The following is an 11,700-nucleotide window of genomic DNA, read 5'->3' on the forward strand; positions in this document are numbered from 1 at the left end:
ATCAGCCGGGACCATATTAAAGGGATTCGCCCATGAGTCATCGATGAGTCCCTTTGCAAACGATCCACCTCACGTTTGGCCAGGCATTTTTGATTCGGTACCTCCTGAATTTTCATCCTTCATGGTTGAACCAGCCTTTTCAATCAACGAAACGACATTCTGCATCTGGCGTAAATACACAGATGAGTCGTGGGTCCACGGGGACATAGTCTTTCCCAATGAAAATGATCCCGATGGTTCTGCGGACCTTCTCCACATTCTGGACGGGTCACCGATCACGTATCAACAGTGGGCGGAAGAATACTATGAAAGGTCATTATCGATTGCCGCTATCCAGCATATTTATGCAAACAGGCAGTTATCACAGGCTGTCATTGCACAACTTAACTCGGCATTGTTGGTGAATGAGTTGCAAAAAGATATCAAGAGATTGGCTACCCAATTGCTGCCTAGCCGGCCTGCGTGTTCATGCAAATAGTGAGAATTCATTCTACCCTTTCGAAAACACTCTTTGGGGCTTTGGCGGTAACATGCGTTATCATTTCGGACGTTCAAAGATTAAACCGTACGGCCTTTTCGGAGGAACACTTTTGAGGCACAGCGAAATTTCTGATGCTCCCAGTTTTCCAGGAATATTCCAGGCCACAAGAAGTAGTTTCGGATTAAAGTTCGGGGGAGGCGTACGAATTTCTCAAGATAAATTCGTTTTCCGGCCGCAATTCACGATCCTTTACGACACGTCATCTTACGAACATAGCGAACGACATACGTATTATTCAAACATTTCGGCACTATTGGGTTATTCTTGGTAACGACCTACTGATAATTAGTTCGAGCTGGAACATTCAGTCTCACTGCCTCAAAATCATGTTGGAGGCCCGGTTTGCGGAGTTCCGTGGCAAAATATTATCGGTGAAGGAGGTAAAGATGGTCGTTCGGATGTGGCATGGACGCGTCCCTACAACTAAAGCGAAGGCTTACCGGGAGTTCTTGAACAAGCGAGCCATTCCTGACTATCAGTCGACACCGGGCAACATCAGCGTTCATATCCTGGAACGTGAGGATGGCGAGGTCACTCACTTCATTACGATGACGTTCTGGGAGAATATGAACATGATTCGTGGCTTTGCCGGTGAGGATGTTGAGCGCGCGAAATACTATCCAGAAGACAAGGACTTCCTTCTTGAATTCGAACCAACAGTCGTCCACTACGAAGTTGTTGGGCAATCTGAATAATGATGAGGAAGACAACCAGACGTTCGTCATTCATGCCTGAAGGTTGGCACACTGTCACTCCGCGAATTGTCGCTAGAGATGCTAATGGGCTTGTCGAGTTTCTCGTACACGTGTTTGAGGCAAAGGGAAACTACCAAGAAGCAGCTCCCTCTGAGATGCGGATTGGCGACTCGATCGTGATGATTACTGAAGCCGGAGTTCGTGCCCCGATGACTGCTTTTCTATATGTGTATGTCAAAGATACGGACGCGACGCACCAGCGCGCAGTTGATGCCGGCGCGCGTTCGCTCGAAAGGCCATCTGATACGCCGTACGGTGACCGCCGCTGCATGGTCGTGGACAAGTGGGGAAACACCTGGCAAATTGCCACACGATCGCAATTTTAGACTAGCGAGTTACCACTTTCCGAAAACGTGTATGACCGCGCAGTGGATCCCAGCGAGGATCAATCTTTAAAAGTGGAGCCGAGACGAGGCAAGGGACGGAAAGAAGATATTCAATTTGATCCATGGCTGCATCAAATTCACCGACCAACGTGTATACATGAGCCAGTTTTTCAATAAAGGCTGGGCGACAAAACGCATCTTCGGAGGGACAGAGTTGCACCGCCAGTTTCGCTTCTTTGATGGCCTGCTGTTTCCATCCAAGACCCGCGTAGACAACTGCAAGTGATGCGCGTCTTGCGGGATCGTCCGGTCGTTGCTGAACCTTTTCTTCTTCAATAACCCGGGCGGTCTCAAAGGAAGTACGGGCCAATTCACGTTTGCGCATGAAAGCATATAGCAAACCCGCGAATTGACTCTTCGTCGATGCAAAACCCGGACCTTCATAATAGTCATCGGGCAGCCAGGAAAGCCGTTGCAGCAAACCCTGGAAGTTTCGATCGCACAGATCAATCTGGTGCCATTGAAAAAAAGCAGAATCATTTTCTTGAACCGGCATCTTTTCAAGAATGGCTCGCGCCGTTTTGATTTCTCCTTTCCACAACAACTGAATTTGTGCCTTTGATCCGTACGCATACAATTGCTGTGGAGCAAGGGCAATAGTACGATCGCAGTAGGCGTCGGCTTCAGAATACTTCCTCATATTCAAATAAGTCACAGCAAGATTAAAAGACGTGGCAGGATCACGAGGGTTCAATTCCAATATTCTATTAAAGTTCTCTGATGCAGCCTCAAAGTTTCCCTGGCGACGGTAGACAAGTGCAATCCCTTCAAAGAGGCGAACGTTGGTGGGCAGCCCTCTTTGCGCAATCGTAAATTCTTTCAGAGCGTGATCCAAATCTTTACGACCCCAATAACAGTAGAACCCTCGGGCTAAATGCGCTTCCGGCAGGCCGGGGTGAAGCTTAAAAGCACGCTCAATAGCTGCTTCTGCCTTCGCCAACCGGGTCTCCCGACGATCCACACCAAAATAAAACATTGCGGCGTACCCCTGCGCTAGTTCTGCGTAAGCTTTTGCAAAGCCCGGATCGAGTTCAACAGCACGTTCAAACATCCGGGTTGCCGATACCCATCCTTCGACAAGATCCGGACTCCGTGTAGAGTTGAGACCCCGAAAGTAAGCCAGATTGGCTTCGGGATTTACAGAGCCTGAACCGGAACGGTATGAGTCTTCTCCGCCGCTCAAACTGATAGGAGCTGAGATCGGTCCTTTCAGTCGCGCAAATTGGCTAACTGTGAGAAAAGCCACAACGATCAGAATCGCAGCCGCTAGCGAAAGTTTTAATGTTAGCTTCTTATCGAACCGCACGACAGACTCTGAGATTTTCTTTAGATCCTCAATGAATTCGTTCATTGTCTGATAGCGTTCTTCACGCCGCTTCGCCAGAGCGCGATCAATGATCTTTAAGAGCCGTGTTGGAATTTTCGGATTGAGCTCCCTGACAGGAATAGGAGTTTTCTCTATTACTGCACGGATAGATTGAGCAGGAGCTTCTTCTTGAAAAGGCAAACGGCCTGTCGCCATTTCGTAGAGGACTACTCCGAAAGAAAAAATATCGGTACGATGGTCAACAGATTCGCCCTTCGCTTGTTCCGGAGACAAATACGAAGGCGTCCCCATTCGCACTCCGGACGAACTCCCTGTCACGTGGGATTCCGAAATTCTTGATTGCTTTAGTGATTGCTCATTCAGAAGTTTGGCAAGTCCAAAATCAAGAACTTTTACTTTTCCATGATCCGATACGATCACATTTCCCGCTTTAATATCCCGATGAATGATGCCCTGAGAATGTGCCACAGCCAAGACATCTGCAACCTGTAACGCGATCGATAAAAGGTCCTTCAGAGGCAGAGGGCGATCACAGATCACATTGCTCAACGTTTTTCCTTCGACATATTCCATCGCGATGATGTATTCGCCCTGCGATTCTTCGACATGATAAATCGTACAGATGTTCGGATGATTGAGCGTCGAAGCCAGTTGCGCCTCATGTATCAAGCGCGCACGTGAGAATTCATCGTGTGTTAAGAGGGCGGGAAGCCGCTTGAGAGCAACGTGACGGTGAAGACGTGTGTCCTCAGCGAGGTATACTTCACCCATTCCGCCCGCGCCCAGTGAACGGAGGATCCTGTAGCTCCCAAATGACTTCAGATCTGTTGCGCTCTCTTCCCCCGACAGCAGATGAGCGACAATATCGACCGGTGGTGTCTCAATAAAATCATGAGCTTGCCCGTGAGCAAGGAGGAGAGAATCGATTTCCGACCGCACCAAATCGTCTCCGTTACAGGCACGATCCAGGAATGCGCTTCGTTTGGCAGATTCCAGCTCCAGAGCGGTCTGAACCAACTCATCGATTTGCTTCCATTGCTCAGGAGTCATTTGGTTCGCGCGACAGGATGCGGTTGTTTTTTTCAGTATACCACCAGTAAAGCCGGCGGGCCGCCGCCGTTACATAACGGGATGATACGGTTTGCCCGTGCTTTTCACTAATAAGTATAGAGGGTCTGTGAAAACAGAACTTGTTCTCGCATGGATTTGGGTCACGATACTGTGCACAAATGCATATCCTTGCGGTGACAAATTCCTGGTGGTCGGGCGTGGTGTCCGCTATGAACAGGTGAATAAGAGCAAGTATCCCGCCTCCTTACTTATCTACTCGAAGGAAACGGAAGCTTCAGAGGAATTGCAGTCCATCTTTAAGAAAGCAGGACACAGAGTCAGAACGGTACATAGCGAGAACGCTCTGGATTCTTATTTGAATTCCGGGAATTACGATGTGGTTCTCGTTAGTTTTTCGGATGCTCCAATTGTCGAAGAAAAAATCTATGCAGCGGCTTCGAAACCGTATCTTCTTCCCTTCCTTTATAACACGCAAGAGGCGGATCTGGCCAAGGCCGCAAAGCAGTACAGTTGCCTGTTGAAGTCTAATCTGAAAAGAGGAAGCGTTCTCAGAACAATTGAAGAAATCATGGCCGCGCGGTTGAAAGGTAAGTCTCTGCATTGTGAGAAGATCTAAATGGGAAAGGCAGGAAGGGCCATTTTCTGGCTGGCATTTTACTTTTCAGTGCCCGTCGGTGGATTCGGACAAGCCTGGATATCCCCGAAACATACCGGCACAATTACCCTGAGTTATCAATACCATTACATTGACACACACGCCATTGAGCAGGAGTTGTTCAAAGAATTTCTGGGAATTGATGGTGGCCGAATTCGCTCTCACTCTATTTATGTAAACGTGGACTACAGTTTTACGGATCAACTGGCCCTCAGTGCTACGATTCCTTACGTTGGAGCGAAGTATGAGGGCGGTGATCTCTCCCATGATCTTGAGACTGACAGCGGATCCTACCATCCATCATTTCAGGACTTAACTCTGGAGCTTCGCTACAATACCCGCACCAGTCCCTTCATGATTACACCGTTTATCGGTTACCGTTTCCCAACCCATCGTTACGAATTTTTTGCGCATTCGGCAATCGGGGCACGTCTCTCGAGTTTTCGAGTGGGAACCTACTTAGGTCGCCGTTTGGATCCCCTGTTGCCGGATGCCTACGTTCAAGGTCATTACTCCTATGATTTCGTTCAGCGAGTTCAAGGTATCAACCTGAACCGCAGCAACTTCGACGCACAATTCGGATACTTCCTAACTCCTTCCTTTACAACCTACATTACTGCAATCGGCACCGGCTCTCATGGAGGCGTAAATCCGTACGCTATTTTTGACAAAGACACTCTTGAAATTCTTGATCCGGAGCTTTGGCCTCATCATGACCGGGTTGAAAAAATCAAGACCTGGAATCTGGGAGGCGGAGCTGCTTACGCAATCAACGATTCCTGGCAAGCTTATGTCACTGTGCTGTATACCTCATCCATGCGAAACGGTCACCCTCTTAAATATCAAATCACAACAGGAGTCACCTGGTCCTTTGGTTCGTTTCACGAAATCGGATCCAGTCCCCGATGCACGTGTTGGTCGGACAAATAGACTTGCTTTCCGGTACTCATCTTGGTGAACGATACGAGATTCTTTCCCCCCTGGGTTCGGGGGGAATGGGGCAGGTCTATCGAGCCAGGGACCTGCGGCTCGGCCGGGATGTTGCGATTAAGGTCTTGCCGGAGCATCTGGCAAAAAATCAGGACGCACGAAGCCGCTTCGAGCGAGAAGCCAGAGCATTAGCTGCGCTTTCCCATCCAAATATTCTGACCATTCATGATTTCATCACCCATGACGGAGTCTCCTTTGCTGTCATGGAGTTGCTGAAGGGAGAAACGCTTCGCGCGCGGCTTGCTCATTCGAAACCGGCCTGGAACATTGCCTTGAAGATGGGAATTGCGATAGCAGAAGGTCTTGCGGCAGCTCATTCTGAGGGAGTGATTCACCGCGATCTGAAACCGGAGAACATTTTTGTCACCACTGATGGCGGAATTAAGATTTTGGATTTCGGTCTTGCGCGACTTGAAACGAAACTACGGCAAGAAGAAAACTCTAGAGCCGCGACAGAATCGCTTCTAACTCAATCGGGAATTGTCATGGGTACGATTCCCTACATGTCTCCGGAACAGGTGCGCGGAGAAACTGTCGATTCGCGTAGCGATATTTTTTCGTTCGGCGTTATCGTCTATGAAATGCTGACAGGAGTCCTGGCTTTTTCCAGAAGAAGCTCAGCCGAGACCATTGCAGCCATCCTGAAAGAGGATCCATTGGAAGCGAAACTGCTCGAAGGGTATCCGCCGGGATTAGTGGAAGTTGTATCCGTTTGTCTGAAAAAGAACCCGGAGGAACGCTTCCACACAGCCCACGATCTGGCATTTGCTCTGAAGATCATTTCAGACGCCGGTACGGTTACGGTTGCACCTCTACCGCGTTCCATCGTTCGTCGAATCAAGCCAAAGACGGTGTTGTGGATTACCGAGTTGATGGTGTTTTTGATACTTTCAGGTTTGTTCTATCGTCATTTGAGCGGGCCGGGATCGGTTAAAACAATTCACTCACTTGCAGTTTTGCCATTTGTCAACGGAAGCCCGGATCCAAATATGGAATATCTCAGCGATGGCTTCACCGATAGCATCATTAACAGCGTTTCCCAGTTGCCTGAGCTTCGTGTGATGGCACGCGGTACTGTGTTTACATACAAAGGAAAGGAATTCGATCCACGAAAAGTAGGTCGCGATCTCCATGTTGACGCTGTGGTCACAGGACGCATTGCACAACAATCGGATACGTTGATAGTCAACGCGGATCTCGTACGGGTAAGTGATGGAACCCAATTATGGGGAAAACAGTTTAAGCGGAAGTTTAAGGATATATTGGAAATACAGGAGGAGATTTCTCTGGAAATCACTTCTGGTTTGCAATCCAGGCTGAGTCTCGAATTACAGAAGCGGCTGACCAGGCATCACACGGAAGACACCGAGGCGTATCGGCTTTACCTGAAAGGCAAATATCATTTTAACAAGTTCACGTTGGAACATTATGAGAAGAGCCGTGACTATTTGGAAGAAGCGATTGAAAGGGACCCTTCCTACGCACTCGCTTATTCCGAATTGTCCCTTTACTACCAGGCGATGGCGATTGATGGCTACAGGCTTCCGATAGAAACCATGCCCAGAGCGGAATCGGCTGCAAAAAAAGCGATCGCAATTGATGAAACACTCGCCGAGGCACATGACGCTCTGTCCGGTGTGAGGTTTTACTACGACTGGAACTGGCCGGGTTATGAACAGGAATCGAGAAGAGCGCTTGAGCTCAATCCGAATTTTGCGGGGGCTCGCGTAACTCATACACAGTATTTGCGGGCCCTGGGACGCTGGGAGCAGGCTATCGCCGAAGCGAAGAGTGCTGAGAAAATTGACCCGCTTTCTATCATGACCAATAAAGCCCTCGCGGCAGCTTTTCATTGGTCACATCAATATGATCTTGCGATCAAACAATATCGCTATACACTCGATTTAGATCCCAATTTTCCGGAAGCTTATGCTTCTCTGGCCGAGATCTATGACGACACAGGAATGTTTGGCGAAGCTATCACGGCGATGCAAAGATATTTAATGCACGCCGGCGATGAGGAAGGTGCGGTAGTACTGGGTGATGATTTTCAAGCGCACGGCTATCACATCGCAATGCGATCTTTGTACCACAAGACTCTCGAAGGGTTGAAGAAGAGCTCAGAGAACGGGAACTATGTTTCACCGATGAACTTTGCATACATCTACGCTTACCTTGGCGATAAGGATCAGGCGTTCGCCTGGCTTGAGAAGGCATATCAGGAGCGCTCTCCCTGGCTTACGAATCTGAAAGTCGATCCGCAGTTTGAGAACCTCCGGACAGATTCTCGTTTCAAGATATTGCTGCGGCGGATCGGATTACTGCAATAGTTATTTCACTTCGGTCGTCCGCATTTCTCCGGGTTCAATTCACGGTAGAGCCAGGCTTTTGCGTTCAGCCACTCTCGTTTAATCGTGATCGGTGATAAACCAAGCACTTCGGCGGTCTCATCTACGTTCAATCCAGCAAAGTAGCGCATCTCCACGATCCGGGTCTTACGCGGATCCAACCTCGCGAGCCTGCCAAGCGCTTCGTCCAATGCCAAAAACTCGCTCGTCCGTTCCTCCGACACAATAGCAGTATCGTCTATGGAAACATGACGGACACCACCGCCGCGTTTGGCAGAGCGGCTGGAGCGGGCGTGTTCCACCAAAAGACGCCGCATCAACTGTGCCGCCATTCCAAAGAAATGGACCCGGTTCTCCGGAGCAGCGTCCTCCTTACCGGCCAATCTTATGTACGCCTCATGGACTAGGTCTGTGGTTTGCCATGTGTGATCCGGTCTTTCGCGCCTCATGTACTTGTGGGCTAACCGGCGAAGCTCCGAGTAAACCATCGGCATCAGCTTATCAATCGCAGATTGGTTTCCGTTCCGCCAGTCCACCAAAAGCTGAGTGAATTCATCTGTGGCGGCATTCATGGGCTGTTTTGTAAAGTATAACACCGCGGAATTTCTATCGATCAAAGAAGTGTTGCTGGTGTCTGACTGGTCGGGTGATCCGTAGGTAACCTGAACGGAACGCTTGCCGCCGAGCGCAAACAGGACCGAGCTAAATGTGAAGATGGAGCTTCCCTGCCGGTAAGCCCGGCAAACGGGATACTTTTCGTTGTCTTTGGACTTCAACATGCTCTTGATGACTTCTTCCGAAATCCCGGTCGCTTGAAGATTCAATCGTGATGTCAAAGAGAGAAGACGCGTTTCGCTGTTATAGCCTTTCGTTTCACCTGCGAGCATTTTCCGGTGAAACTCTTCCTGCCATGGTTTCACATCATGATTCACCATCGCATGATTCGTATGGTAAACGATTCTGCCATCTTCTGTAGGACTGTAACGAATCACCTGATTCGCAGATGCTTCGAAATCGTAAACTTTGTCTTCAAGTCCCAGGACATAGTTTTGGCCGGATGCATGTTTCACGTTTTGCAGGAACTCCAGCGCGTCTTCCGCCGATGACTTGCTCAATAATCCGCGGATCACGCACGCAACAGGCAATTCGTCGCTCGAAGCTTTCAGTTCCATCAAAGTATTCACGCAGACTCCAATCCCGTTGCGGTTCATTCCGGTCAACGCGATCAGACCCGCGCTCGAAAGCACATACTGTTCAGGTTCTCGATCTGTTCCGGCCAGATGAAACAGCACCTGATATCCATGTGTGTAGGTTTCGATATCCATATTCTGAGCAACATATGCGGGACGATCGGCGGTTGCTGCTACTGCAATGGCGCTGCAATGATGGTTCGTGACGTTCTCCAGTCTATCCAGATACACCCAGAACTCATCCACGAGCTGGAACGCGAAAACATCATTCACTTTTTGTCCGGAACCTTCTGCATTTATTTCTTCCATCAGGCCCGGTGTGTGCTTTTCTATTGCCGGCTTGAAATTCGTGCTGCCGAGGAAATCCGCAATCACTGTATCAGGATCCTTCTTCGTGTTTTCGCGAATATTGATCTTGAATTTCCGCATCACCTCCGCAATTTCGTTCTTCAACTTCGTGCCATGTTCCACACCGCGTTCGTAACCTGTTCCCGAAAGTTCAACGACAGGAACCTTTTTCATAACGGTCGTACCAACAGATGCATACATTGCGATTATTAATATTAGAAGAAGTTTGCTCTTCATTTGTGAAGCTGGCTTCTAATGATATTCCTGATTTTTGATGAGACTATTCCTGCAATGCTTGCCAGGTGAGGTCGAAGCGGGCGAGATATTTGCGAAGGCGGTCGGCGTCGTTGCTTATCTTTTTGGATTTTCGGGAAGCGGAGTAGAGGCGGCGTCCTGCTTCGGACAGACTACGAGATTGTTTGCAGATGCTAACGACATCCGCAAGCTGCACTCGTTCAAAGCGATCCAGGTTTCGCAGTTTTTCTGCGCCCAGAATGCTCTCTAGTATGGAATCGATGTGATCCAGGCTGTTGAGTTGTAGAAGAAAGAAGGGCCGAATGCTTGTCGAGACTATATTTGTAAAAACGTCTTGTCCCGGCAATAAATTTGTCGGCCCTTCTTGAGGGTTTCAAAACATTTTCACTTCTGAAGGTGGACGAATGCAGGTGGAACTACATCGGCTAGAACCGCGAGGTTCCGGGTTCGAATCCCGGTGGCTCCACCATGGGGCCATAGCTCAATGGTAGAGCACGTCCGTTTCATCAAACTTGTTGTCGTCTACTTTTGGAAATGAAAAAGTTAGAATGATGTTCGCGGCGAATGATGGAGGAACTACATCGATTCTGAGGGTCTCCGGATGTAAGTCCCGGATCGCCAAAAGCGATAGCTCAGAAAAGAGCATCAGAAGGTGTTTCTCCGATTTTTGTCGCCGCTTTTTCTGGAGGAAAAAATGGACGATAGAAATTATGAAGTGATGGATGCAGGCAACGGAAAGTTGATCAAGTCCTGGACCAAAGGAGTTGGGCATTCGATGAAAAATCAAAGCAGCAAATGCAGAACGTTGCGCGACTTCCCTTCATCTATAAGTGGGTTGCGGCCATGCCGGACGTTCATGCGGGAATTGGAGCCACGGTTGGAAGCGTAAGTCCCACCAGCGGGGCTATCATTCCAGCCGCCGTTGGTGTGGACATCGGTTGCGGAATGATGGCTGTGCAAACCACGTTGCAAGCAAGCGATTTGCCGGAAAATTTGCATGGCGTTAGAAGCGCAATTGAACAGGTTGTTCCACACGGAAGAACTGACGATGGTAGAAAGAATGATCGGGGCGCGTGGGGAGAATTGCCCGCCAATGTCGCTTCCGTTTGGACCGAGGTGGAAAAAGGATATCAAGCAATCACAGCAAAACATCCAAAAGCCAGGGGAGCGAACACCGGAAATCATCTGGGTACTTTAGGCACCGGCAATCACTTCATCGAGGTTTGCCTGGATGAGCAGGATCGTGTCTGGTTTATGCTTCACAGCGGATCGCGAGGAGTTGGAAACAGGATCGGCAGTTATTTCATCGAACTTGCGAAAGAAGACATGAGGAAATGGTTTATCAATTTGCCGGACGCTGATCTATCTTATTTTCCGGAAGGGACCGAGCACTTCAGAGATTACGTGGAAGCGGTGAAGTGGGCGCAGAATTTTGCGCGATGCAATCGGGAATTGATGATGGAAAACATTTGTCAAGCGGTGAAGACTGAAAAAGGAATTCCGCCATTTGAAACCGGAGCCGAAGCTGTAAATTGCCATCACAACTACGTCGCGTGGGAAAATCATTACGGAAAGAACGTCCTGGTTACGCGAAAAGGCGCAGTGCGTGCCCGTTCCGGCGATCTGGGAATTATTCCTGGCAGCATGGGAGCGCGGTCTTACATAGTCCGAGGGCTTGGAAATCCTGAGAGCTTCGAAAGCTGCAGTCACGGCGCGGGACGAACAATGTCTCGAACCGAGGCGAAGAAGAAGTTCACCGTTCAGGATCATATCGCCGCGACTGAAGGAATTGAATGCAGAAAGGATGAAGGAGTCATTGATGAAACTCCTGCAG

General features: G+C 49.1%; 9 protein-coding genes and 2 pseudogenes. 7 read left to right on the forward strand and 4 right to left on the reverse strand.

What is annotated here, in order from left to right; genetic code table 11:
- The 3 genes from L0156_06805 to L0156_06815 all read left to right on the forward strand — a co-directional run.
- A partial coding sequence (locus tag L0156_06805) for a hypothetical protein (GenBank protein ID MCI0602708.1) occupies positions 1-478 on the forward strand: 478 nt, incomplete at its 5' end.
- 449 nt (positions 479-927) lie between these two features.
- A complete protein-coding gene (locus L0156_06810; protein ID MCI0602709.1) occupies positions 928-1,236 on the forward strand; it encodes an antibiotic biosynthesis monooxygenase in 309 nt (102 codons plus the stop codon).
- Positions 1,236-1,622, forward strand: coding sequence for a VOC family protein (locus tag L0156_06815; GenBank protein ID MCI0602710.1), 387 nt, complete (start codon positions 1,236-1,238; stop codon positions 1,620-1,622). The genes L0156_06810 and L0156_06815 overlap by 1 nt, the downstream gene beginning before the upstream one ends.
- 1 nt (position 1,623) lies before the next feature.
- On the opposite strand, the gene L0156_06820 is transcribed toward L0156_06815, so the two are convergent.
- Positions 1,624-4,059 carry a protein kinase gene (locus L0156_06820; protein ID MCI0602711.1) on the reverse strand — a complete coding sequence of 812 codons (2,436 nt, stop codon included), beginning with the start codon at positions 4,057-4,059 and terminating at the stop codon, positions 1,624-1,626.
- 127 nt (positions 4,060-4,186) lie between these two features.
- On the opposite strand from L0156_06820, the gene L0156_06825 reads away from it, so the two are divergent.
- Genes L0156_06825 through L0156_06835 form a run of 3 tightly spaced genes read left to right on the forward strand, consistent with a single transcriptional unit; the run spans position 4,187 to position 8,055 of the window.
- On the forward strand, positions 4,187-4,696 hold the full coding sequence (locus tag L0156_06825) for a hypothetical protein (protein ID MCI0602712.1): 510 nt from the start codon (positions 4,187-4,189) through the stop codon (positions 4,694-4,696).
- The gene (locus L0156_06830; GenBank protein MCI0602713.1) at positions 4,697-5,665 is read left to right on the forward strand and encodes a hypothetical protein; all 969 of its coding nucleotides are present in this window, start codon (positions 4,697-4,699) and stop codon (positions 5,663-5,665) included.
- The gene (locus L0156_06835) at positions 5,641-8,055 is read left to right on the forward strand and encodes a tetratricopeptide repeat-containing serine/threonine-protein kinase (GenBank protein MCI0602714.1); all 2,415 of its coding nucleotides are present in this window, start codon (positions 5,641-5,643) and stop codon (positions 8,053-8,055) included. Before L0156_06830 ends, L0156_06835 begins: the two co-directional genes overlap by 25 nt.
- A gap of 5 nt (positions 8,056-8,060) precedes the next feature.
- Here the strand turns inward: L0156_06835 and L0156_06840 are convergent, their stop codons facing one another.
- From L0156_06840 to L0156_06850, 3 genes and pseudogenes are all read right to left on the reverse strand, one after another.
- The gene (locus L0156_06840) at positions 8,061-8,645 is read right to left on the reverse strand and encodes a sigma-70 family RNA polymerase sigma factor (protein MCI0602715.1); all 585 of its coding nucleotides are present in this window, start codon (positions 8,643-8,645) and stop codon (positions 8,061-8,063) included.
- Between the two features lie 135 nt (positions 8,646-8,780).
- Positions 8,781-9,785, reverse strand: a pseudogene (locus tag L0156_06845) (C45 family peptidase).
- Between the two features lie 106 nt (positions 9,786-9,891).
- Positions 9,892-10,212, reverse strand: a complete 321-nt coding sequence (locus L0156_06850) for a hypothetical protein (GenBank protein ID MCI0602716.1) — start codon at positions 10,210-10,212, stop codon at positions 9,892-9,894.
- A 348-nt stretch (positions 10,213-10,560) separates the two neighbouring features.
- Between L0156_06850 and L0156_06855 the strand changes: the two are divergent.
- Positions 10,561-11,700, forward strand: a pseudogene (locus L0156_06855) (RtcB family protein).

This window comes from bacterium, assembly GCA_022616075.1.
In the GTDB taxonomy this organism is placed as follows: Bacteria; Acidobacteriota; HRBIN11; order JAKEFK01; family JAKEFK01; genus JAKEFK01.

Excerpts from the sequence above, each read along its gene's own strand:
- L0156_06840 (MCI0602715.1), bottom strand. The coding sequence starts at position 8,645 with ATGAATGCCGCCACAGATGAATTCACTCAGCTTTTGGTGGACTGGCGG.
- L0156_06810 (MCI0602709.1), top strand. The coding sequence starts at position 928 with ATGGTCGTTCGGATGTGGCATGGACGCGTCCCTACAACTAAAGCGAAG.
- L0156_06835 (MCI0602714.1), top strand. The coding sequence starts at position 5,641 with ATGCACGTGTTGGTCGGACAAATAGACTTGCTTTCCGGTACTCATCTT.
- L0156_06820 (MCI0602711.1), bottom strand. The coding sequence starts at position 4,059 with ATGACTCCTGAGCAATGGAAGCAAATCGATGAGTTGGTTCAGACCGCT.
- L0156_06830 (MCI0602713.1), top strand. The coding sequence starts at position 4,697 with ATGGGAAAGGCAGGAAGGGCCATTTTCTGGCTGGCATTTTACTTTTCA.
- L0156_06815 (MCI0602710.1), top strand. The coding sequence starts at position 1,236 with ATGATGAGGAAGACAACCAGACGTTCGTCATTCATGCCTGAAGGTTGG.